The organism is Pedobacter miscanthi, assembly GCF_003315595.1.
Lineage (GTDB): Bacteria > Bacteroidota > Bacteroidia > Sphingobacteriales > Sphingobacteriaceae > Pedobacter > Pedobacter miscanthi.
The window spans coordinates 1-26,016 of record NZ_QNQU01000020.1 but is presented as its reverse complement, the minus strand read 5'-3'; the positions used below and the strand labels follow the sequence as shown (position 1 = coordinate 26,016).

Genomic DNA, 26,016 nt, shown 5'->3' with positions numbered 1-26,016 from the left:
ACCTATCAAAGAAATAGAGAAAATGAAAAATTCATTTAAAACAATATTGGCATTGGGGTTTTTAGTTGTGGGTTTAAATGCTTGTAAAAAAGACGATTTAAACTTAAAACCAACCAATGATGTAACTGCCGAAAGTGTTTATGCAACACCGGCCGGATACAAAAACAGTTTAGTAAAACTATACGCAACTTACGCTTTAACCAGTTCTACAGGATCTGATAACAGTGATGTGGGTGGATTAAACTCTGGTTTTGCAGATTTTTTAAGGTTATTCTGGACTTCGCAGGAGCTGGTAACCGATGAGGCGATCTGTGCCTGGGGCGATGTGGGTATTCCGGAACTGGATTACAGCACGCCAACCCCTGATAACCAGTTTTTACGTGGTTTATATTCAAGGAGTATTTTACAGATCACTTTGTGTAATGAGTTTCTGCGCGAAAGCACAGCCGATAAACTGGCAAGCAGAAATATTACCGGAGCCGATGCTACTGCGGTTACAAAGTACCGTGCCGAAGCCCGTTTTTTACGTGCTTATCAGTACTGGGTATTGTTGGATGCTTTCGGAAATCCACCATTTGTTACCGAAGATGATGCAATTGGTAAAGTAAATCCTAAACAGATTCAAAGGGCAGCTTTGTTTTCTTATGTAGAGTCTGAACTGAAAGCAATTGAAGGTGATTTAGCCGATGCACGTACAAACGAATATGGTCGTGCCGATAAGGGTGCCGACTGGGCTTTGTTAGCCAGGTTATACTTAAATGCACAGGTTTATACCGGAACAGCAAAATATACCGAAGCCATCACCTACTCAGGCAAAGTGATCAATGCAAGTTATAAATTAAAAGATAACTACATGGATCTGTTTAAAGCTGATAACGATCTTAACAATACCGAAAACATTTTAACCATTAACTACGATGGTATAAATGGAACCAATTATGGTGGTACAACATTTTTAATCAATGCAGCGGTAGGTTTTACCGATAAATACATGAACAGAAGTCCATCCGATTATGGTGTGCCAAATGGTGGCTGGTCTGGAAACAGAACCCGTCAGAATTTACCTGCATTATTTCCTGATACTTTAGGGAAATTAGATAAAAGGGGTGTATTTGTAGGTGATAAAGCTACAGTTAATGAGGTTGGTGTTTTTAAAGATGGTTTACGGGTAACCAAATTTAAAAATATAACTTCTACCGGTGCCATGGGCCGTTCGCTTAACGGAACCTTTAGCTCTGTTGATTTTCCGTTGTTCCGTTTGGCCGAACAATATTTAATTTATGGTGAGGCAGTAGCCCGTGGTGGTTCTGGCGGTAGTGTTGCACAGGCATTAACTTACGTAAACTTATTGCGCCAGCGTGCTTACGGAAATGCCAGCGGAAATGTTTCTGCTGCAGCTTTAACAGTTGATTTTTACCTGGATGAGCGTGCCCGCGAATTGTATTGGGAAGGTCACCGCCGTACTGATTTAATCCGTTACGGTAAATTTACAGGTTCAACTTATTTGTGGCCTTTTAAAGGTGGCGTACAGGCAGGTGCATCATTGCCAGCTTACCGTAATCTCTATCCACTTCCTTTGGCCGATTTAATTGCCAATCCGAATTTGGTTCAAAACACAGGTTATTAATCTTAATTTTTAATAAGAGATGAAATCAATATTTTTCAAATCCCTGGCAGTTGGCCTTATGGCAATCTCGCTTTGGTCGTGTAAAAAAGACGAAACCCAAACCGTTTCGAACATTACACCTGCAGGCACTTTAACAGCATCTGCAACAACGTTAAACCTGGTACAATCTAATGGTGCACAGGCTGCACTTACGCTGAGTTATCCTTTATCAACATCAACAGGATATGTGGTGCCGGTAAATACCAGTTTACAATTTGGTTTAAAAGGAACTAATTTCTCTCCGGTAAGGGAAATTGCCGTAACTGCTAAAACTTATGCCCCAACCATAACCGAAGTGAACAATATGATTTTAGCGTTGGGAGGCAAAGTTGGAACAGCGGCACAGATAGAAGTAAGGTTAAAATCAGGTGCTGCAGTTAACGATTTAACTTACTCAAACGTAATCACATTAACCGCCACCCCTTATTTAGCTTCAGCATGGGTTTACGTTCCTGGTGCTTATCAGGGTTGGGATCCAGCAACAGCCGATAGTTTGATATCAGCATCGAGCAACGGTATTTATACCGGTATGATTGCTTTTACACCTGGAAACCTTGAATTTAAAATTACCCCTGCAAAAAAATGGGATATTGCCTATGGTGATGCAGGTTCGGGTAAAATCAGTACTGCTGCCGGCGACAACCTAAAATCTCCGGATGCTTTGGTAAAACAGGTAACTGTTAACTTAAATACCGGTACCTATACTTTTGGTACACCGAGCGAGTGGTCGATTATTGGTGATGCAACAGCAGGTGGCTGGGGAACCGATACTGATATGAAGGTAACCAACGATGGTAAATCAAACTTCTATACCATAAAAGCAACTTTAACTACCGGTGCATTCAAATTTAGGTTTGCCCACGATTGGGGAACCAACCTTGGTGGTAGTTTAGCTACCTTAACCAATGGTGGCGATAATATTGCCGTTACCGCTGCCGGAACTTACACCATTACCCTGGATGTAGCGGCTAAAAAGGCTACAATGGTTAAAAATTAATCCTTATTATCTGCCCTGCGGTTTAACCGCGGGGCTTTTTAAATCCTTAAAGTTTTAGCATGAACAGATCTCATACCTTTTCAATTTCTCAGTTGCCATTTAATGCTCATACTAACGCTTCTTTTTTAAAAAGGACATTTTTAGCCGTCCTGATTATGCTTTTGTCAGGCATTAATCTCTTTGCTCAAAAATTAGAACGCATTGAGCCGATGTTCTGGTTTACAGGGATGCATAATCCAAAATTGCAGTTGCTCGTTCATGGCGAAAACATTGCTTCAAGTTCAGTTTCTTTAACTTATCCGGGGGTAAAACTCGTAAAAGTTAATAAAGTTGAAAATCCGAATTACCTCTTTCTCGATTTAACTATTGCTCCGTCTGCCAGGGCCGGAAAATTCCCTGTTAACTTTTCGGTTAACGGAAAAAAGATATTTACTTACACCTACGAATTAAAGAACCGCGATAAAAGTGCAGGCCGTAATCAGGGCGTAACCAACAAAGATTTTATTTACCTTTTAATGCCCGATCGTTTTTCGAACGGCGATAAAAGCAATGATGTGGTACAGGGTTTAACTGAAACCGCATTAAACCGCGATAGCATGTACTACCGTCATGGTGGCGATATTCAGGGTGTAATCAATCACCTCGATTACCTGAAAGATTTAGGCGTAACTACCGTTTGGATGACCCCGGAGATAGAAAACGATATGCCACATGCTTCTTACCATGGTTATGCGGTAACCGATCACTACAAAATAGACCCGCGTTACGGCACAAATGCACTTTACAAAAAATATGTAGAGGTTGCCCACGCCAGGGGTTTAAAAGTAATTAAAGATATTGTACACAACCACATTGGTACCCAACATTGGTTTTATAAAGATTTACCAATGAAAAGCTGGTTAAACCAATGGCCAAAATATACACAGACCAGTTACCGCGACCAGGCGGTGATGGATATCCATGCTTCTGCAGCCGACCGCAAACAGATGCTAGATGGCTGGTTCGTCCCTTCAATGCCCGATTTAAATCAGCGTAATCCTTACGTGCAAAATTACCTTACTCAAAACCACATCTGGTGGATCGAGTATGCCGGTATTGATGGTTTACGTTTAGATACTTATGGTTATAACGATCCTGTTTACATGGCCGACTGGGCTTTAAAAGTTCAGGCAGAATTTCCGCATTTATCGGTTTTTGGCGAAACATTGGTAACTGCGGTGGCCAATCAGGCTTTTTTTACCGGTGGCAATACGGTTAACCGTGGATTTGATACGCACCTTCAGGGTATTACCGATGCTACCTTAAAAGATGCAATTTACGAGGGCATAAATGGTAAAAACGGCTGGGTTGATGGCGTTAACCGCTTGTATGCAACCCTGGCGCACGATTTTCTGTATAAAAACCCAAATACCAACTGCATTTTTCTAGATAACCACGATATGAGCCGTTTTTACTCGATGGTGGGCGAAGATTTCGACAAATATAAAATGGGAATGAGTATTCTGTTAACCATGCGGGGCATTCCACAGATGTATTACGGAACCGAAATCCTGATGAAAAACTTTTCCAACCCAGATGGTTTAATCCGTTCTGATTTTCCGGGCGGATGGGAAGGTGATAAAAAAGACAAATTTGTTGCTGATGGTCGTACAAATAAAGAAAACGAGGCTTTCAACTTTGTAAAAACGCTTGCTAATTTCCGTAAAAACAGCGCAGCCCTGCAAACTGGTAAGCTGATGCAATTTGTACCACAGGATGATATTTATGTTTATTTCCGCTACAATGCCGAACCAAAAGGCACTGTAATGGTTATTGTAAACAACACAGAAAAAGAAAAAACATTAAATACCAATCGCTTTGCAGAAAGAACAACCGGAATTACAACTGCTAAAAATGTAATCTTGGGCGAAAACATCGATTTTAAAAACATTAAAGTACCTGCAAAAACAACATTGGTACTCGAATTAAATTAATTTATTGCCGTCGACTTCAGTCGACGGCTAGTTATAAAAACATGCAAAATAATACATCTAACATATTACCTCCTACATCTTCCATTAAAGCTTGTTTATTCGATTTAGACGGCGTACTGGTTGATACTGCAGTTTATCATTATAAAGCCTGGAAACGTTTGGCCAATACCATGGGCTTCGATTTTACAGAAGAGCAGAACGAACAGTTAAAAGGAGTGAGCCGCGTAGAAAGTTTGAATAAGATTTTGGCCTGGGGCGGAGTGGATAAAACCGATGCAGAAAAAGAAGAATTGGCTACCTTAAAAAATAGCTGGTATGTAGATATGATCACCAAAATGACACCTGCAGAAGTTTTGCCCGGAACGGTTGATTTTTTAACCGCAATACACAAAGCCGGCTACAAACTGGCTTTAGGTTCGGCAAGTAAAAACTCCGGAATTATTTTAGAAAAAACAGAGCTTGCCCATTTCTTCGATGAAATTGTAGACGGCAATATGGTTACCAAATCTAAACCCGATCCCGAAGTATTTTTAAAAGGAGCCGAACTTCTAGGTTTTAAACCCGATGAATGTGTGGTTTTTGAAGATGCTGTTGCAGGTGTGGAAGCCGCAAAAAGAGGTGGCATGAAAGCCATTGGTATCGGCGAAAAAAACATACTCACCCAGGCAGATGTGGTAGTAAGCGGATTAGATAAATTAACAGTTAAAGATTTAGAAGAGTTGTAAAGGAGTATCAAGTATCAACAATAAAGTATGAAGAATCAAGTATCAACAATGAATTTATCTTGATACCTGATACTAATTACCTGATACCAACTACTTGATACCAGTTACTCCTACTTGATACTATATTATGAAAAATTACATTAAAGCAGATGAGTGGAATATTATCGAAGAAGGCTTTGATCCACATTTAAATAAAATTTCAGAAAGTATTTTCAGCCTGGGCAACGGCCGTATGGGGCAGCGTGCCAATTTTGAAGAAACCTATACCGGAGAAACCTTACCAGGTAATTATGTTGCAGGCGTTTACTACCCCGACAAAACCCGTGTGGGCTGGTGGAAAAATGGCTATCCCGAATATTTTGCAAAAGTTTTAAATGCGGCCAACTGGATAGGAATTGAAGTGAAAATAGGCGATGAAATTCTTGATTTGGCAACGGCCGAAGTAAGCGATTTTAAACGTATACTGAACATGCACGCCGGATACCTGGAGCGTAGCTTTACGGCAAAATTAAAAAGCGGTAAAACTTTAAAGGTAAAATCAACCCGTTTTTGCAGCATAGCCGATGATGAAGTTGGGGCCATTCGTTATAGCATCAGTCCTTTAAATTTTGATGGAAAATTAACTTTAACACCCTTTATTGATGGTGATGTTAAAAATCAGGATAGTAATTACGATGAAAAATTCTGGGATAAAGTATCTGATGAAATCAGTGGAACTGAAGCTTATATCAAATTAAGGACAAAGAAAACCGAATTTGAAGTTTGCACCGGAAGTAACACCGGATTATATAAAAACGGCCAGAAACTGGATATTAATCCGGAAGAGGTACGTAGGGAGAAATTCGTTGGACAAACTTTTGTTGTGGAAGTTAAAGCAAACGAAGAAATTACTTTGGTTAAAATCGCCGCCAATTTATCTTCCGAAAATTATGCAAAAGAATCACTTTTAAAAGAAACCAAATCCGTAATTGCAAAAGCATCTGCCAAAGGTTTCGATACTTTATTGAAAGAACAAACTGAAGCATGGGCAAACAAATGGGAAGAAAGCGATATCATTATCGAAGGCGATGTTTCTGCCCAGCAGGCTATTCGTTTCAATATCTTTCAGCTTTTCCAAACCTATACAGGTAAAGACGACCGTTTGAACATTGGCCCAAAAGGTTTTACCGGCGAAAAATACGGAGGCTCTACCTATTGGGATACCGAGGCTTATTGTGTGCCTTTTTACCTCGCTACTGCACCTCAGGAAGTAAGCAAAAACCTGTTGGTTTACCGCCATAAACAATTGGGTAAGGCCATCGAAAATGCAGCAAAATTAGGCTTTAAAGATGGGGCTGCGCTTTATCCGATGGTAACGATGAACGGCGAAGAATGCCACAACGAATGGGAAATTACCTTCGAGGAAATCCACCGTAACGGGGCCATTGCTTTTGCCATTTTTAATTACATCCGTTACACCGGAGATGAAAGCTACCTGTCTGATTTCGGCCTAGAGGTACTGATTGGTATTGCCCGTTTCTGGAAACAGCGCGTTAACTGGAGCAGCGATAAACAGCAATATGTAATGCTTGGCGTAACTGGTCCAAATGAATATGAAAACAACGTAAATAATAACTGGTACACCAATATTCTGGCCACATGGTGCATGAAATATGCCACCGAAGCGGCAAAAATTGTAGAAACACTACAACCAGAAAAATATAACAGCCTGCTAAAAAGCTTAAATTTCGAGCAAAAGGAATTTGCGGACTGGGCCGATATCATCGAGAAGATGTATTATCCGCAGGACGAAAAATTAGGTATTTTCTTACAACAGGATGGTTATTTAGATAAAGAACAGGTTCTGGTTAAAGATTTACCTGCCAGCGAACGCCCGATTAACCAGAAATGGAGTTGGGACAGGATTTTACGTTCCAACTTTATTAAACAGGCCGATGTATTACAGGGCTTATATTTCTTTGAAGAAGATTACGACCTCGAAACGCTGAAACGTAATTTCGATTTCTACGAGCCGCGTACCGTGCACGAAAGTTCTTTATCGCCCTGCGTACACAGTATTTTGGCTGCTAAATTAAACGATGAGGCCCGTGCTTACGAATTTTATTTACGTACCGCCCGTTTAGATCTCGATGATTATAACAACGATACCGAAGATGGTTTGCACATCACTTCTATGGCCGGTACCTGGATGAGCGTGGTAGAAGGTTTTGCGGGTATGCGTGTTCGCGATGGTAAACTGCAGTTCAACCCGTTTTTGCCTGGCAAATGGAAATCATTTTCGTTTACCATAGGTTTCAGGGGAGCAACTTTGAAAATCAATATCGCTGAAAACGGAATCAGCATTAAAAACCATGCAGCTATAGATTTAGAAATCGGCATCAGGAACCAGTTTTATAAATTGGCCGGAAATACCGAACTTGAAGTAAATAACGCTGAGTTGGTATGATTGTAGAGGTAAAATGTAAAATGGAAAATGTCACTTCCTCAACATTTCGTCTGTCCCAGTTTGGAGGGGGCAGGGGGAGGATAGGAGCGCTTTTTTCTATCTTTATTATACTCTCCATATCATCCTTTGCACAAAAACGTCCCAAAATGAACGATAAACAGATCGTTATTTATCAGTTATTGCCCCGTTTGTTCGGGAATAAAAATACCACCAATATCCCCTACGGAACCATTGAACAAAATGGTTCCGGTAAGTTTAATGATATTACCGATAAAGCACTTGATGGCATAAAAGAACTGCATGTAAATTATGTCTGGTATACTGGGGCCATTGCCCATGCCAGCCTAACCGATTATTCTGCTTATGGAATTAAAGTTGATGATGCCGATGTGGTAAAGGGCAGGGCGGGTTCGCCTTATGCCATCCGCGATTATTATGATGTCGATCCCGATCTGGCAGTAGATGTTAAAAACAGGATGAAAGAGTTTGAGGCACTGGTTAAAAGAACGCATGCCAAAAACTTAAAGGTGATAATCGATTTTGTACCCAACCATGTAGCACGGAGTTATCATTCTTATTCAAAACCATCAGGAGTTATTGATTTTGGCGCACAGGATGAGGTAACTAAAGCATTTAGTCCTAAAAACGACTTTTATTATATCCCCGGTCAGGCTTTAACGGTTCCAACCAATGGACAAAAAACACCACTTTCCGAACTTCAGGACGGAAAGTTTGAGGAAAATCCGGCAAAAGCCACCGGAAACAATGTATTTTCTGCCCAGCCCAAATATGATGACTGGTACGAAACCATCAAGTTAAATTATGGGGTAGATTATCAGAACGGAGAGAAAACTTATTTCGAGCCCATTCCGCCGGTATGGCTTAAAATGAGGGATATTTTAACCTACTGGACACGTAAAGGCGTTGATGGATTTAGGTGTGATATGGCCGAAATGGTACCTATTGCATTCTGGAACTGGGTAATTCCACAGGTTAAAAAAGTAAACCCTGACCTGATTTTCCTGGGAGAAGCCTATAACCCAAAAGTATACCAGCAATATTTAGAAGAGGGTAAATTCGATTACCTGTACGATAAAGTAGGTTTATACGATGGCCTTAAAAAATTAATCAGAAATGAACCAACTGCAGATGTAGGGGCGATTAAACACGTGTGGCAGGTAGAGAGTGCTGGTTTTGGCAAACACATGTTACGCTTTTTAGAAAACCACGATGAAGAACGCATCGCATCGGCAGGATTTGCAGGTAAAGCTGAACTGGCTTTACCTGCAATGGTTGTTTCGGCAACATTGGGCGCTGGTCCGGTAATGCTTTATTTCGGACAGGAAGTTGGCGAACCGGGTAAAGGTAAGGAGGGTTTTGGTGGCGACGATAACCGCACCACAATTTTCGATTATTGGGGTGTTCCCAATCATCAGAAATGGATGAACGGCGGATTGTTTGATGGCCATAAATTAAATGCTGCACAGCAAAGTTTGAGGACTTATTATAAACAACTATTAAAAGTAACTTCAACAAGTGATGCCGTTGTTAATGGTGAAATTTATGAAGTGCCCCTTAGCGGCAATATGAATAACCGCATGTATGCTTTTGTCCGTTACTCTGGTAAACAACGCTTATTAGTGGTTGCCAATTTTGATAGAACGCAAACTTTAAATGCTGATATACAAATTCCAGATCAGGTTTTAAAGGTTAAAAGTTCATCGCCGGTTACCGAGCTGTTAACAGATAAAAAATTAAATATCCCTGCAGGAACAAGTATACCTGTAACCTTGGCGCCGGTTAGCGCTCAGGTGATTGAGTTTTAATCGACTTGGCTATGCGCCTAGCGATATGCGTTGAGCGAAATGATATGATATTAACCACAGAGAACACCGAGGGAAATTCACAGAGATACACAGAGTATATTTCTCAGTGTACTCCGTGTTAAACTCTGCGATCTCTGTGGTAGAAAAATTAATCGCTAAACGCCCAACGCCATGCGCCTAGCAATTAAATTGAACCAAAACTATAATGCCTTGCGCCTAGCGCTAAGCGCTTAAACTATACGAAATGAGCTTAAAAACAATATTCGAGAACCCCAAATTAACACTCGCACAAATCATCAATATGAGCGTGGGGTTTTTCGGGATCCAGTTCGGTTGGGATTTACAACGGGCCAACATGGGGCGTATTTACGAAAACCTGGGCGCCAACCCTGATCAGGTTCCTTTGTTGTTTTTGGCTGCACCTTTAACCGGATTGTTAGTTCAGCCCATTATCGGCTATCTGAGCGACCGTACCTGGCACCCGAAATGGGGTAGAAGAAGGCCTTATTTTATGATCGGTGCGATTGTGAGTAGTATCGCGCTCATTTTCATGCCACATAGCAGTGCCTTATGGATGGCTGCGGGATTACTCTGGATTTTAGATGTTTTCGGCAACATTGCCATGGAACCTTTCCGTGCTTTTGTTACCGATAAATTACCCGATAGTCAGGTTAATCGTGGTTTTATTATGCAGAGTATGATGATCGGTTTGGGCGGAAGTGTGGCTTCCTCATTGCCAATTATTATGAATAAATTATTTGGAAAAGTTAATACAGCAACGCAGGGAAATATCCCGGATAATGTTAAATTTTCTTTTTATATCGGCGCATTTTTCTTCTTTGCCGCCGTATTATGGACGGTTTTTACCACCAAAGAATATCCTCCGCAGGATGTAGATTTTAAAGAAAAAGTAAAAGAAAGTAACAAAGGTTTTGGTGGCGGGGCAAGAGAAATTTTTCATGCCTTAAAGAATATGCCGAAAAGGATGCAGATTGTTTCTTTGGTTCAGTTTTTTACCTGGCCGGGTTTGTTTTTAATGTGGTTTTATTATACCACAGCTGTAGCTGTAAATGTTTTTGGAGGTAAAAATGCAGCAGACACAGCGTATGCTAATGGTGCCGATTTTGGAAGTTTAACCCTTGCTTATTATAGTGTAATTACCTTTCTATTCGCTTTGGTTTTACCTAAAATTGCTGATGCGCTGGGACGTAAAACCACACATGCACTCTGTTTAATCTGTGGCGCAATCGGTTTGATCAGCGTAGCCTGGGTGCACGATAAAAACATGCTTTATCTCTGTATGACGGGGGTTGGTATTGCTTGGGCCAGCATCCTTTCTATGCCTTATGCCATGTTAAGCGGTTCGCTGCCCAAAGATAAAATCGGGATTTACATGGGGATTTTCAACTTCTTTATTGTATTGCCCGAAATTATCGCTTCACTGGGTTTTGGCTGGTTAATGCGGAATGTGCTCAATAACGACAGACTCTTGGCTGTACAATTAGGAGGTGGCTTGATGATTCTTGCCGCTGTAATCTGTTATGTGTTTATTAGAGAAACTAAAAATACAAATGATGCTTTAGCTTCGAAACTCGAAGTAGAAGAAAATAGATCAGTCTAAAACATTAACTCCATGGTCTGTGTCCTCACAGACCATTCCCATATTCGGCCTGTGGCGACACAGACCGATGACATACATATTTATTTTAGTGCACGCTGTGAAAAACCCAGTGTTCTCTCTGGTAAAAAACTCGTTCTGGTTCGTGGCGACACGAACCCGTATAAGCTAAATCTTGAAATTTTAACCAAATGAAAAAAATAATCAACCGCATTGCTTCGTGTCTTCACGAAACAAAAAGAGCCAAAACGATCATTTATCTATTGCTATTGATAACAGCGTTTAGTACCGCCTGTAAAAAAGCATCAGATGGTGGTGTTGAGCCAACGCCAACCAACCAAAAAGCCGATTTACCTGCAGGTGCAAAAGATGGTGTAGTATTTATCAATAACGGAACATCGGCCATTGTAACCTTGTATGCACCGAATAAAACATCGGTTGCACTGATCGGGGAATTTAACAACTGGTCTGTAACTGCATCACCAATGAAAAATACCACGGATGGCAATTATTGGTGGGTGCAGATTGATAACCTAAATCCTGCTACCGAATATGCCTATCAGTTTTATGTGGATGGAAACTTAAAAGTTGCCGATCCATATTGCGAAAAAGTGCTCGATCCTGATAACGATCAGTACATTTCGGCAGCAACTTACCCAAATTTAAAAACTTATCCCACAGGTAAAACTACAGGTATTGTTAGTGTAATGCAGGCAAATCAGCCCACCTATACCTGGAAAAATAGCAGTTTTACCCGTCCGGATAGAAATAACCTGGTGATTTACGAATTGCTGATCCGCGATTTTACCAGCGACCATAATTATGCTTCAACACTGGCCAAACTCGATTATTTAACCGGCCTGGGTATAAATGCCATTGAGTTAATGCCCGTAAGCGAATTTGAAGGCAATCTTAGCTGGGGTTATAATCCCTCATTTTATTTTGCACCCGATAAATATTACGGAACCAAAACCGCTTTACAGAATTTTATTGATGAATGCCATGGCCGGGGTATAGCGGTGATTATGGATATGGTGCTGAACCATTCATTCGGACAATCGCCGATGGTACAATTGTATTTTGATGGTTTAAAACCCACAGCAAACAGTCCGTGGTTTAATGTTGATGCCAAACATCCTTTTAACGTAAGCTACGATTTTAATCACGAAAGTGCCGCCACTAAAAAATTCTCAAAGGATGTGATGAAATTCTGGATGCAACAGTACAAAATTGATGGTTTTCGCTTCGACCTTTCTAAAGGTTTTACCCAGAAAGCATCTACTGACGATGCGCAATTCAGGTTATACGATGCCAGCCGCATTGCGATATGGAAAGACTATAATGCTTACATCAAAAGTTTAGATCCTAATTTTTACGTGATTTTAGAGCATTTTGCAGAACAATCAGAAGAAAAAGTATTGGCCGATGATGGTATGATGCTTTGGAACAACCTGAATTATAATATGAATGAAGCGACGATGGGCTGGCTGGATAATTCAAATTTCCAGTGGGGCTTTTATGCCAATCACGGCTTTACTAAATCTGACGGTTTGGTTACTTATGGCGAAAGTCACGATGAAGAACGTTTAAACTTTAAGAACATCACTTATGGGAATGCTTCTGGCAGTTATATTATAAAAGGAAATCTGGCCACCTCATTAAAAAGGGAAGAACTTGCAGCTGCGTTTCTGTTTAGCATCCCCGGACCTAAAATGGTTTGGCAATTTGGAGAGCTGGGTTACGATATCAATATCGACTTTAATGGTAGAACAGGAGAAAAACCAATTAAATGGGATTATTACAGCGATCCTAACCGCAAGGCATTGTACGATGCCTATGCAAAATTTATCCGGTTAAAAAAGAACAACAGCATTTTTAATTCAGCTATTTCAACGTATGATCTGGCTGGCGGAATTAAATACATCAAATTAACCGAAGGCAGCAATACCGTTGTGGTGGTGGGTAATTTTGATGTGGTTAGCCAAACTGCTAATATCGATTTCGGATCGGCTGGGGCCTGGGTTGATGCTGTTGGTACCAGCATTAATTTAAGTACGAGTATTTATGCCAGAACGTTAGCTCCCGGAGAATACCATGTTTTTAGTAAAACTGCTTTGAAGTAATTTGTATAAAAGACCTCGCAGGTTTCCGAAACCTGCGAGGAGTCGTCATTGCGAGAAGGCTTTTTCAGCCGACGAAGCAATCTTACAACGATCGCTATTAAAGCTTGCTTTAAGATTTTTCGCTAACGCTCGTTTCTTAACGAGCGTTGAATAGTTTATCGTTTACAAACGATATAATCGTTTAGCTATTTTTGCACTCGTTTGGAAACGAGTGCAAAAATTTTTCTCCTCGGTTCGTGGCGCCACGAACCGAAAGTTAAAAATTACTCCATTTCCGCCAGCAAGCCTTTCAACCTTTTTAAGTACTGGCCGAAATATCGGTTAAAGGTATACCTGCTCACTATATAATGTACGCCTATTACCCCAGCATAAATCAATAAACGTAATGGCAGCATAAGCGATTTCATCATCTCTATCCCTGGTATTAAACCCATATTGCTATTTTGAATTAGTATTTCCGTAGTCACAACGAGTATCAAAATTGCGGCTCTTGTAAGGTTAAGATATAAGTTGTTATTGCTGATCAGCTGTTTTACCTTTTTTTGAAAATCGTTTTTAACTGCACCCTCACTTTTTTCCAGGCTATTGATCAGTTTAAGATTGAAATAATAATAAATCGTTGTTAGTGGAAGTATAATAAATGCCATCCAAACCAATAACTGGTTTTTCATATCAGGTAATATAGTGGTCATTACGGCTAAAAAAATAATTAACAGGGGTAATGTAATCAGTTGTCTTTTCGACATGGCTTTCAGATCGTTTAACGGCGATTCCATTTCTTTTTTAGTTGCTGTTAAAACATCAAATTCGTTACTGTTTAAATCAGCAGATATGCTGTTCCAGCTATTTTTTAAGTGATCTAGTTCCATATTATTTATTGTTGGTAAAGGTTCTTAATTTATCTTTTATCCGGTTCATTTTTACCCTTAGGTTGGCATTGCTGATACCCAGGATTTCTTCCATTTCATCGTACGATTTATCTTCGAGGTATAACATTACGATCGATTTTTCTACATCGTTCAATTGCTGGATAGCGGCATATAGTTGTTGATGCTGCTCTTCTTTCAAGCCTATGTCTTCCTCGTAGGGTATCTGAATGTTTTGCAGCTCCACATCGCTGGTTTGAATGTTTCGTTTTTGTTTGCGGAAATTGGTAAGCGCAGTATTAATGGCTATACGGTACAACCAGGTGCTGAATTTGGCCTCGCCCCTAAATTTAGCGTACGATTTCCAAAGCTGGATGATAATATCCTGGTACAGGTCCTGAATGTCATCGTGGCTGTTTGCATACATGCGGCAAACTTTATAAATCAAAAGTTTATAATCTTTTAATTTGGTTTCGAATTCTATTTCTAAGTCTGTCTTTTTCAAAATCTAATTTTTGCCCGATAAGTATACCATTCCCAAAAAATGTTACAGCATTAAAAGTTTTTTATACAAATAGGGCGAGAAATTCACTTTCATCAAAATCTGTAGGTAATAATCTTGTTGTTTTTAGTTAATATTGTGATAACAACTAACAACTTAATGGATAACAAATTAGCGCATCACTTATTATGGGAACGACTACGGACTGGCGATAAAGATGCGTTTTTTGACCTGTATTCAGCACTTTATTATCCTTTGGTTAATTTCGGGATCAGGGTTTGTGCCGATGCCGATACCGCCAGCGAAGCCACCGATCTGGTTTTTACCACCATTTGGGAGAAACATGAAAGCCTAACCCGCGTTGATAATGTTGAAGCCTACCTGCGTACTTTCTTAAAACGGAAATTGCTGCGCATCCTCGAACGGAAACGCAAAATTAACGATGCGCTTTGTAATGCAGGGGCCGATGGCGATTGGATGGAGATGAGTTACGAAGAGTTTATTGTAAAGGTACAGAGCGATGAACTGGTGAAACACCAACTTAAAAATGCGCTGGAGAAATTAACCTTTCGGCAGAAACAACTGATCCATTTAAAATTTTTTGATGGCTTAAGTTACGAACAGATTGCCGAGCAGAGCAACCAAACGATAAAAACAGCCTATAATACCATTTACGATGCACTTAAAATTCTTCGGAAGGAATTTAATTCGTAGTGCCATTTACGAAGTCTAACGGGGCCTGAGCGAGAGGATGACTTCGTAAATCTATTCGCCCCGTCATCATCTCGATTAGAGCATAGCGGAATAGAGAGAGCTATAAGAGATCAGTTGTGGCATCTTTTTTTGTGTTATTCAGCGTCTAATAAAATGGTGACATTTTTTATCTGAAAACCAGCGGTCTGTTTCTCATTGGTGCTGTAGTCCTGCCATCGCTTGTAGTCCTCGTTCCGCTGCGCTTCACTGCGGGCTACCCGCTCTGTCAGGTTTAATTAACAACAGTCTGTTCCTGCAAATCTAATCGCCCCGTCCTCTCGATTGGAGCGTAGCGGAATAGAGAGAGCTATAAGAGATCAGTTGTGGTATCTTTTTTTTGTGTTATTCAGCGTCTAATAGAATGGTGACATATTTTTTATCTGAAAAACAACCGTCTGTTTTTCATTGGTGCTGTAGTCCTGCCATCGCTTGTAGTCCTCGTTCCGCTGCGCTTTACTGCGGGCTACCCGCTCTGTCAGGTTTATTTAACAAGGTCCTGTTCCAGTGCGATAGCCAAAAACCTTTAATAGTTCTGCTCACCCTGCAGGCTAAACCCGGGTGCAGTGGAAAACCCACAGCCCGAAGTATGAGGGCGAGGATTTGTAACGCAGCACGGGGCGGGTGAAACCGAAAAGTGATACACTTGCTTTCCAGATCATGAAAAATTAGGTTTCTCATTAAGTGGGATAGGGATTGCCTGTCACCCTGCGCGGAATCGAGGATAATCGTCAAAAAAGTAATCAGAAACTTCCGAAGCGTTCCCTGCGCTCATATCTTTTAAGCTTCGGAAGTTTTTCCGGCAAAATAACCCTTTCAGACTTCGAAAGTTCGCTTTCTGCAAATTAAATTTCTCTATTTAAAGCTATTTCAGGGTATATATTCGGTGATGTTAAAAAAAAGTTAAAATTTCCTTAGGAAAAAGTGAAGCTTTTGGGCACTGATATATAAAAGGCAAACGAGAATGGTTGACAGAAGTAAATTCAATGCGGAAGACTTTTTAGTCGATAGCACTTTCCAGCAATATTGCGCCGGAACAGATAAGCTATGCATTGGATATTGGGAGAAGTATATTAATGCACATCCCGAACAGGCGGACGTAATAGCAGAAGCAAAAAAACTCTATACGATATTAAGTGGAAATAAGCGTCCGCTGGTTAAACAGGTAGAAAACTTTAAAGAAAACATGTTCCCTGTTGCTGCAGAAAGGGTGGTAAAACTACAGCGTTATTTATGGCTGAAAATTGCAGCTGCTATAGTTTTGGTACTCGGGGCAGTTCTGGTTTATAATACCTACAATAAAAATAACAGCAAAAATAGGGCAGTACAAATAGTTTACACGTTTGCCACAAAAAGCGGCGAACGTAAAAAAATAATTTTACCTGATGGCACTTCGGTACTTTTAAATGCCAAGAGTGTTTTATCGCTGGCAAAAGATTTTAACGATAAATGCAGGGAAGTTACCCTAACCGGCGAAGCTTTTTTCGATGTTAAACATAACAAGGATAAAGCTTTTAAGGTACATACCGGCGATTTTAACATTAATGTGTTAGGCACTGCATTTAACGTAAAAGCTTATCCTGATGAAGCCAGCTCGGAAGCAACGCTCATCCGTGGTTTAATTACCATGGAAGGCGTAAACGGAAACGGTGGTGTAATTACTTTAAAGCCAAGTCAGAAAGTTACCTTTTACAAAGTGGTACCCCAGCAGCAAAAAAGCAGATTGCTTAAACCTGCAACGGCACAGCCCGAAATAACCATTAACCACTACACCAAAATTAAGGATAGTACCATTGTAGAAACAGCCTGGACGCAAAACCGCATCGAGATTTACGACCAGGATTTTGATGAAATAAAAAACGTATTGGAGAAATGGTACAATGTGGAGATTAGTTTTACCGATCCGGCATTAGAAAAATACCGTTTTACGGCAACCATTACCAACGAAAGTATAGAAGAGGTATTACACGCCTTAAAAGCAACCGAAAATAATTTTAAATATGAGATAAAGGGAAAACAGGTAATCATCTCAAAGTAGGAAAAAAAAGGACGGTGTTGGAGCACCGCCCTTAACAATTTCTTTTTTGATCAATTAATGGCAGTTTATGCGCAAACAGATTGCTGCCAATAACTTATGCAACCAAAAAAACAAAAATATGATTTATTATTACTTACTGCAAGGGCGCCCAAAATATAAAGCGCTCCTAAAATTCATTATGCTAATGAAACTAGCCTGTATTATGGTGTTCATTACCTGCCTTAATGTTTCCGCATCAGTTTTTTCCCAGGAAAAAATTTCTTTAGATGTCAAAAAAACAAAACTGGCCAGGGTTTTACAGATTATTGAGCAGCAAAGCAGTTACCATTTTGTTTACAGCTCTTCTTACGTTCCTGTTAATAAGGATGTAAGCATTACTGTAACCAATACTTTGGTTACCGATGTTTTGGCAGCCATTTTAAACAGAACAAACCTGAAATATTCTGTTTCGGATGGTGGCTTGATTGTCATTAGCAAAAATAAAGAAGTTCCGATCTCCGGAACGGTAAAGGATGCCCAGGGTGGCAACTTACCGGGTGCCAGTGTAAGGGTTAAAGGCACCGGAATTGGTACTTCTACCGATATAAACGGGAAATTTGCCTTAAACGCGCCTGAAAATGCAACTTTGGTGGTTTCTTATGCCGGTTTTCAGACCAAAGAAGTAGCCATTGGCTCACAAACAAGCATTAACATTGTTTTAACAGAAGATACCAAACAACTTACCGATGTGGTGGTTACCGCTTTGGGTATTAAAAAAGAAAGAAGGGCTTTAGGTTATTCGGTTACGCAGATTGGTGGCGAAACCTTAACCCAGGCGAGAGAAAATAATGTGACCAACTCTTTAGTGGGTAAAGTAGCAGGTTTGGATATTGCCGGTACTTCTGGTGGTGCCGGTGCCGCAACAAACGTAACCATCCGCGGGGTATCGAGCATGGGGCCATCAAAACAGCCATTATATGTGGTAAATGGTATTCCGATGGAAAGCGCTCCCGTTGGTTTTGGAAGTACAATTGGTATTGGAAATAACGGCGGTCAATATGATAATGCTCCAGATCTTGGAGATGCGATCAGTAACCTGAATCCTGATGATATCGAAAGTATTTCGGTGTTAAAAGGTGCTGCAGCCTCTGCATTGTATGGTAACAGGGCAAAGGCAGGTGTAATTTTGATTACCACTAAAAGCGGAAAAGGGAACAGCATCGAATTTAGCAGTAACTATGTTGCCGAACAGGTAATGGACCGCACCAACTGGCAATATGTTTATGGCCAGGGAGCCAACGGTGTAAAGCCTGCTGATGCAACAGCAGCTGCCCAGGTAGGTGGTTCGAGCTGGGGAGCAAAATTAGACGGATCTAATGTGGTTCAGTTCGATGGAGTAAGCAGGCCATACGCTGCACAGAAAAATAACATCGAGGATTTTTACCGTACAGGTGGCAGCTGGACCAATACTTTAGCCTTGAATAAATCATTTACAGGTGGAGTAATGCGTTTATCGGCAAGCGATTTGACCAACAGATCGGTAGTACCAAATTCGGGTTTAAACAGACAGAATTTTACCTTATCGGGTACTTTCGATCCGATTAAAAATTTAGTGATTGATGCGCGCGTTAACTACATTTTAGAACAGGCAAATAATCGCCCAATGGTTTCAGATGGTGCCGGTAATGCCAATTACAATGCAGCATTTTTACCAACCAGTGTAAATATTGAAAGTTTAAAGCCAGGTAAAAAGCCAGACGGATCTGAACTGTCGTATAATGCAGGTAATACCTATGCCACCAACCCCTGGTTTGCTGCTTACGATTTTATCCACAATACCAAAAGAGAACGTTTAATCAGTTCGGTAAATGCTAAATATACCTTTGATAACGGTTTGTTTTTACAGGCACGTGCAGGCAGGGATTCTTATAATGATAATTATCTGGGCATTACCCCATCAGGAACTGCTTATGATGCTGACGGAGGATATACCGAACAGATCAGTAAGTTTTCTGATATTAATGCGGATGCGTTAATTGGTAAATCTTTTAAAATCGATGATTTTTCAATCACACCGAATTTTGGTGCCAGTTACCGCCGGACCAAAGGTGCCGGAACTACAAATACAGGTGGTTCTTTCCAGATTTTTGGCGTTTATAATTTAGCCAATACAGGAGGTAAAGCAGTTGGTATTTATCAAACAGATCAGGAAACACAATCGGTATATGGTACTTTGGAGTTAACCTATAAAGATGTTTTATATTTAACCGGAAGTGTACGTAACGACTGGTTTTCTACATTGGCAACTCCTGGTAAAGATAATAAACTCAATAGTATCTATCCTTCTGTAAGTGGTTCATTTGTTTTCTCGGAGTTATGGAAACCATCTTTTTTGAGTTTTGGTAAACTTAGGGCGGGTTATGCAATGGTTGGACAGGCTACAGATCCGTTCCAAACCCAGCTATACTATAATTTACGTAGTGAAACCGTTAATGGAAATTCATTGGGTAATATTGTTAATCCCGCAATTCCAAATGCTTCATTAAAAGCATCAAGCGCTACAGAATTAGAGATTGGTACGGAGATGAAATTCTTTGGCGATAGATTAAGTGTAGATTTTACCTGGTACAATAAAAAATCGAAAGATGAAATTCTCGCTGTTCCTGCTTCTACAACAACAGGTTATAATGCTGCAATTCTAAATATTGGTCGGTTACAGAATAAGGGTGTGGAAGCTTTAATATCCGGTGTGGTTTTAAAGAATAAAGATTTTAGCTGGACCTCTACTTTAAACGGCTCATATAACGATAATAAAGTATTAACGCTTGCTCCTGGTACCGCCTCGCAGCCATTGGCAACCTCAAGAAGCAATGTAGGCTTTTTGCAAAACCTCGAAGGACTGGCTATTGCACAGGTTATGGCTTACGATTATAAGTACGATGCAAATGGCAATATTGTAAAAGGTGCAGACGGGATTCCGGAAAGGGGAGAACTGAAACCTTATGGTTCGGCATATAATAAATGGACTGCAGGCTGGAACAATGAGTTCAACTATAAGGGGGTTAATCTTTCATTCTTAATCGACGGTAAATGGGGAGGCAAAATTTTCTCAGCCACCGATTATTATGGTTATGTATTTGGTTTGCATCAGGCAACGCTCGAAAACCGTGATGCATTGGATGCAGCAGCAGTTGCTGATCCTACTAAACCAAATGCGGCAACTTATTATAGTAATTTCGCTAATAATGTATCTAAACAGTTTGTACAAGATGCAAGTTTTATCAAATTCCGTCAGGTTATTTTAGGTTATACTTTCCCGGCAAAACTATTTAATAATAAGATTAAAGGCTTAAATGTAAGTTTCGTTGGGCGTAACTTATTTATCCTCATGAAGAAAACCGATAACATCGATCCCGAATCGAGTTATAACGCCACCATTCCGGGCATGGAGTTGGGCGGTGTGCCACCAGTGCGTACCTATGGTTTAAATTTAAGTGTTAAGTTATAATCCTTTAAACGAATTTGAAAATGAAAACGATCATAAAATTATACGTACCACTTTTATTATCTGGATTAACCCTGATAACTGGTTGTACAAAAGACTTTGAAAAAATTAATACAAATCCAACAGCTATCAGTCAGGACCAATATAACCCAAATTTCCTTTTATCTACTGCCCAGTTAAATTATACCGGGAGCATCGATTTTGCTTACGAAACCTGGAGGGGGAATTTAATCTATGCCTCAACCATGATGCAGGGCATGTCGTCTGTTATCAGTTACTGGGCCGGTGATAAATATTTGCTGAACGAAGGTTACACTGCGGCTTATTGGGAAAAAGCTTATCCCGATCAGGTTAAATATGCTGCTGATCTGGTTGAATTTACCAAAGGGAAAGCACAGTACAACAATGTTTATCAGATGGGCAGGATCTGGAAAGCCTTAATTTTTGAAAGGTTAACCGATCTTTATGGTGACGTACCTTACTTTGATGCGGGAAGAGGCTATTATACTGCAAATTTATATCCAAAATATGATTCGCAACAGGCTATCTATGCCGATCTGTTAAAAGAGGTTGATGAAGCCAGCACAGCATTAAATGCAAGTGGTGATAAAGTTACGGGTGATCTTGTTTTTGCAGGAGACATTGCCAAATGGAAACGTTTTGGCAATAGTTTAATGTTGCGTATGGCCATGAGGCTTACTAAAGCCGATGCAACAATGGCACAAACCTATATTAACAAAGCGGTAGGCAAAACCATGACCAGCGACGCCGATAATGCATTTTTTAAACACGATGCCAGTGGCGACCGTGTAACAAAAAACAGAAATTCGCAGGTGCTTTTAGGAGATGGTGGACAAGAGAATTTTTATACCCGTTGGAGCAGCACCTTTATCAATTATTTAAAAACAAATAACGACCCGCGTTTAGGTAAGGTTGCTGTAACTAAGCTATATTTAACCGATGGAACTAAGGACCAAAACCCTGCTTTCATTACAACGGCTGCAGTACAAAAGGGCATGCCGAATGGCAAAGATTTAAGCGGGATTGCAGGCAGGGATGTGCGTCAGGATCCTTCTTACACCGATTTTACCGATTATTCATCACCAAATCCCGGTATGTTGAAAAAGGATGGTAATACTTTTATTTTAACCTACGCTGAAACAGAGCTGCTTTGGGCAGAGGCTGCACAGCGTTATAATATCGGGGGATCTGCTGCTACGCATTACAATGCAGGTGTAACTTCGGCAATGACGTATTTATCGCAATACGACCCATCAATGGCCGTAAGTGCTACTGATGCTGCTGCATATCTGGTGGCCCATCCTTATGTACCCGCAAATGGTTTGGATATGATTGCTAGCCAATACTGGGCACATACCATTACCATGTTGGATTTTTACGAAACATGGTCTAACTGGCGCAGAACAGGCCTGCCTGCTTTAACCCCAGTAGTTTATAGTGGTAATGCAACCAACGGAACCATTCCACGCAGGTTCCCATACCCATTATTTGAAGGTGTTACTAACGCAACCAATTACAAAGCAGCTTCAGCAGCTGTTCCTGGCGGCGATAAGCTGGTAGGTAAAGTGTGGTGGGATAAATAACACATAAATCATCCCGGTTTATAACTCAGCCGACAATGCATTACTGCGTTGTCGGCTTTTTGATGTGATCGGATTGTGGGCAAACGTTTGCGCATTATTTGTTGTAAAAATCTGGCAACGGAAAGATTATCTTTATAATAAAAGAACCTATTGCTTCAATCGAAGGAGTTTTTTTGCGCAACCGGTATAGCCAAAAGCAGTACCGGTTTTTTTTATGGTAACATTTACATTGTTGTTTTTGATTAACGCCGCATTAATTTGATATTTATGCACCAAACTAACTTTAAATGAAATTCAGATTTATACTTACCACATTTCTGTGTGCCACCTTGTTCGTAAGTGCACAACAGGGACCTAAAAAAAATCAATCGAAAGAAACAGTAACGACTACACAGGTTACGGTTAAAGACGAACCGAAATCAGCAGCTAACGAAAGAACCATCAAAGTAGAAAGCTCGGTGGTAACTAACCATTCGGTAACCATTGATGGTAAAACCGTTCCCTATAAAGCTACCACGGGTACACTGCCGGTTTGGGATGAAGATGGAAAACCCATTGCAGGTTTATTTTATACCTATTACGAACGTAGCGATGTGCAGAACCGTGATAAGCGCCCGTTGGTGATCTCTTTTAACGGCGGCCCTGGTTCTGCTTCAGTCTGGATGCACATTGCCTATACCGGTCCGGTGGTATTGAATATCGATGATGAAGGTTATCCTGTTCAGCCTTACGGTTATAAAGAAAACCCGTATTCTATATTAGATGTAGCCGATGTAGTGTATATTGATCCCGTTAATACCGGTTATTCCAGAGCGGTGAGCAAAGATATTCCCGGGAGTAAATTTTTTGGCGTACGTGCCGATATTAAATACCTGGCTGAGTGGATCAATACTTTTGTCACGCGGAATAACCGCTGGGCCTCGCCAAAATTTTTAATTGGCGAAAGTTATGGTACCACCCGCGTTTCGGGTTTGGCTTTAGAGTTGCAGAACAATCAATGGATGTATTTAAACGGTGTGGTGCTCGTATCGCCAACTGAGCTGGGTATTGAGCGTAGTGGCCCCATTGATGCGGCACTGCGTTTGCCTTATTTTGCAGCTACCGCATGGTACCACAAGGCTTTGGCTGCCGATTTACAGGGCAAAGATTTGACAGCGATGTTGCCCGAAGTAGAAAGTTTTACCATCAACGAACTAATTCCGGCCATTTCGCAGGGCGGAATGTTAAGCGCCGATAAAAAGAAAGCCATTGCCGTAAAAATGGCCCGTTACTCAGGCCTTTCAGAAAAAGTGATTTTAGATTACAACCTCAATGTACCTACCGATTTCTTCTGGAAAGAATTGTTGAGAGATAAAGGTTTTACGGTTGGCCGTTTAGATTCGCGCTACCGTGGTATCGATAAAATGGGCGCAGGCGAAGGACCAGATTATAACGCCGAACTTACGTCGTGGCTGCATTCGTTTACGCCGGCTATTAATATGTACATCCGCAACGAACTTAATTATAAAACCGATTTAAAATATAATATGTTCGGTTCTGTATACCCCTGGGATAAAACAGGCGACCAAACAGGCGATAATCTCCGTCAGGCTATGGCACAAAACCCATATCTGCATTTATTGGTGCAATCAGGCTATTATGATGGTGCCTGCGATTATTTTAATGCGAAATACAGCATGTGGCAGCTGGATGCTGCGGGTAAACTACAGGATAGGATGAGCTGGGAAGGCTATCGTAGCGGACACATGATGTACCTGCGTAAAGATGACCTGAAAACGGCTAATAACCACATCCGTGAATTTATTAAAAAAGCATTGCCAAAACCAGGCGAGGCGGCTAAGTTCTGATCAGGATTAGGAAGATTTAAGGATTTTAAGATTAGGGCATATTAAAAACATTACCGGGGTTCGTGTTGTCACGGACCCTTTTTTTTGATATTGGCCTTGCGGCATTGAAATCCTGCATATCGCTAATATCACCTGTGCGTCCCATCGGGACGCTTCGTGGGTAGCCAATTGTACAATTGGTGTTAACGTTCCGTAGGAACGTTTGGTAGGTTAATTAAGGGCGGCAGCAGAAAAGCCCTTGATAATAGCAAAAAATTGCAATTTAAACCTGATCGTACGGATGCCAATTTTTCATTGGCAGGAGGGAGAGCAGGACAGAACCCAGCCCAATAACCACTGCAACTGCTTTCCAAAAAAAAGAAATAAATCGTATTTGTAACGCTCTTTTATCAACCCTGCTAAAGCGATTTATCCCCTCTAAAAACGCAAACAAAAAACTGTTCGCTACAAACTAAAAATAATTACTTATTTTTGTGGTTCAATTATGCAGCAGATAAAAACATCATTCGATTTTGAAAAACCTATTGCCGATTTAGTTCAGCAGATAGAAAAGGTTAAGCAAGTTGCCGAAAAAACAAAGGTAGATATGTCTGCCACGTTAGATGAGCTTGATGGTAAATTAGAAGAAACTACCAATAACTTATATAAAAAATTAACCGGTTGGAACAAGGTTCAGATGAGCCGTCACCCTGATCGCCCGCAAACTCTTGACTATATTAACATGATTTGCGATGATTTCATCGAAATGCATGGCGATAGAACCGTGAAGGATGATAAGGCAATTATTGGTGGTTTTGCTTCCATTAACGGTCAAACCGTTATGGTTATCGGTCACCAGAAAGGAAAAAATACCAAAGAGCGTCAATATCGCAACTTTGGTATGGCCAACCCTGAGGGTTACCGTAAAGCTTTACGTTTGATGCGTTTGGCCGAGAAATTTAACAAACCTGTAATTTCTTTTATCGATACAATGGGTGCTTACCCGGGTTTAGAAGCAGAAGAGCGTGGCCAGGGTGAGGCAATTGCCAGAAACCTGCTGGAAATGTCGGTGTTGCGTGTGCCAATCATCTGTATTGTTGTTGGCGAAGGTGCTTCGGGCGGTGCTTTAGGTATTGGTATCGGTGATAAAGTATATATGCTGGAGCATACCTGGTATTCGGTAATCTCTCCAGAATCGTGCTCATCTATTTTGTGGAGAAGCTGGGATTTTAAAGAGAAAGCTGCTGAGTGCCTGAAATTAACTTCTGATGATATGTTTGGCAACAAACTGATTGATGGCATTATCCCTGAACCGCTTGGTGGTGCGCACCAGGATCCGGAATTGATGGGCAAAACCTTGAAAGAGTATATTGTAAAAGATTTAACTGCTCTGGGTAAATTAAAAACGGATAAAATGATTGAGCAGCGGATTGAAAAATTCTGCGAAATGGGCGTTGTAAACGAATAATTATTTTAAAAAAATAAAATTGGAAATCCTGTTCGGTATGCTGAACAGGATTTTTTTTGTGTTGCTGGGGCTGACTAAAAAGGGTATAAAAAAATACAGCCGTT

At 40.6% G+C, this 26,016-nt stretch carries 16 protein-coding genes; 14 read left to right on the top strand and 2 right to left on the bottom strand.

The features are described from left to right. Positions 1-22: 22 nt before the first annotated feature. The 8 genes from DRW42_RS20465 to DRW42_RS20430 all read left to right on the top strand — a co-directional run bounded on the left by DRW42_RS20465 (position 23) and on the right by DRW42_RS20430 (position 13,374). On the top strand, positions 23-1,627 hold the full coding sequence (locus tag DRW42_RS20465) for a RagB/SusD family nutrient uptake outer membrane protein (protein WP_113950696.1): 1,605 nt from the start codon (positions 23-25) through the stop codon (positions 1,625-1,627). A 19-nt stretch (positions 1,628-1,646) separates the two neighbouring features. Further along, a complete protein-coding gene (locus DRW42_RS20460; RefSeq protein ID WP_113950695.1) occupies positions 1,647-2,663 on the top strand; it encodes a SusE domain-containing protein in 1,017 nt (338 codons plus the stop codon). Between the two features lie 59 nt (positions 2,664-2,722). Then, positions 2,723-4,636 carry a glycoside hydrolase family 13 protein gene (locus DRW42_RS20455; protein WP_113950694.1) on the top strand — a complete coding sequence of 638 codons (1,914 nt, stop codon included), beginning with the start codon at positions 2,723-2,725 and terminating at the stop codon, positions 4,634-4,636. A 41-nt stretch (positions 4,637-4,677) separates the two neighbouring features. Next, a complete protein-coding gene (gene pgmB, locus DRW42_RS20450; protein WP_113950693.1) occupies positions 4,678-5,361 on the top strand; it encodes a beta-phosphoglucomutase in 684 nt (227 codons plus the stop codon). Between the two features lie 127 nt (positions 5,362-5,488). Beyond that, positions 5,489-7,807: a glycoside hydrolase family 65 protein gene (locus DRW42_RS20445; protein WP_113950692.1), complete on the top strand. Its 2,319-nt coding sequence runs from the start codon at positions 5,489-5,491 to the stop codon at positions 7,805-7,807. A 146-nt stretch (positions 7,808-7,953) separates the two neighbouring features. Then, on the top strand, positions 7,954-9,633 hold the full coding sequence (locus DRW42_RS20440; RefSeq protein WP_244215335.1) for an alpha-amylase family glycosyl hydrolase: 1,680 nt from the start codon (positions 7,954-7,956) through the stop codon (positions 9,631-9,633). Positions 9,634-9,877: 244 nt separating this feature from the next. Beyond that, positions 9,878-11,254 (top strand): MFS transporter, encoded by a 1,377-nt coding sequence (locus DRW42_RS20435; RefSeq protein ID WP_113950690.1) that lies wholly within the window; start codon positions 9,878-9,880, stop codon positions 11,252-11,254. Between the two features lie 188 nt (positions 11,255-11,442). Beyond that, positions 11,443-13,374, top strand: a complete 1,932-nt coding sequence (locus DRW42_RS20430; RefSeq protein WP_113950689.1) for an alpha-amylase family glycosyl hydrolase — start codon at positions 11,443-11,445, stop codon at positions 13,372-13,374. Positions 13,375-13,637: 263 nt separating this feature from the next. On the opposite strand, the gene DRW42_RS20425 is transcribed toward DRW42_RS20430, so the two are convergent. After that, positions 13,638-14,243: a hypothetical protein gene (locus DRW42_RS20425; RefSeq protein ID WP_113950688.1), complete on the bottom strand. Its 606-nt coding sequence runs from the start codon at positions 14,241-14,243 to the stop codon at positions 13,638-13,640. A gap of 1 nt (position 14,244) precedes the next feature. Continuing rightward, a complete protein-coding gene (locus tag DRW42_RS20420) occupies positions 14,245-14,745 on the bottom strand; it encodes an RNA polymerase sigma factor (RefSeq protein ID WP_113950687.1) in 501 nt (166 codons plus the stop codon). 156 nt (positions 14,746-14,901) lie between these two features. On the opposite strand from DRW42_RS20420, the gene DRW42_RS20415 reads away from it, so the two are divergent. From DRW42_RS20415 to DRW42_RS20390, 6 genes are all read left to right on the top strand, one after another. After that, positions 14,902-15,456, top strand: a complete 555-nt coding sequence (locus tag DRW42_RS20415) for an RNA polymerase sigma factor (protein ID WP_113950686.1) — start codon at positions 14,902-14,904, stop codon at positions 15,454-15,456. A gap of 1,000 nt (positions 15,457-16,456) precedes the next feature. Then, positions 16,457-17,530 (top strand): FecR family protein, encoded by a 1,074-nt coding sequence (locus DRW42_RS20410; protein ID WP_113950685.1) that lies wholly within the window; start codon positions 16,457-16,459, stop codon positions 17,528-17,530. Between the two features lie 184 nt (positions 17,531-17,714). After that, positions 17,715-21,017: a SusC/RagA family TonB-linked outer membrane protein gene (locus DRW42_RS20405; protein WP_244215334.1), complete on the top strand. Its 3,303-nt coding sequence runs from the start codon at positions 17,715-17,717 to the stop codon at positions 21,015-21,017. A gap of 20 nt (positions 21,018-21,037) precedes the next feature. Further along, entirely contained in the window at positions 21,038-22,618 is a 1,581-nt protein-coding gene (locus tag DRW42_RS20400; protein WP_113950684.1) for a SusD/RagB family nutrient-binding outer membrane lipoprotein, read from the top strand. 287 nt (positions 22,619-22,905) lie between these two features. Beyond that, positions 22,906-24,465, top strand: coding sequence for a S10 family peptidase (locus DRW42_RS20395; protein ID WP_113950683.1), 1,560 nt, complete (start codon positions 22,906-22,908; stop codon positions 24,463-24,465). 484 nt (positions 24,466-24,949) lie between these two features. Next, entirely contained in the window at positions 24,950-25,912 is a 963-nt protein-coding gene (locus DRW42_RS20390) for an acetyl-CoA carboxylase carboxyltransferase subunit alpha (protein ID WP_113950682.1), read from the top strand. Positions 25,913-26,016 lie beyond the last annotated feature (104 nt).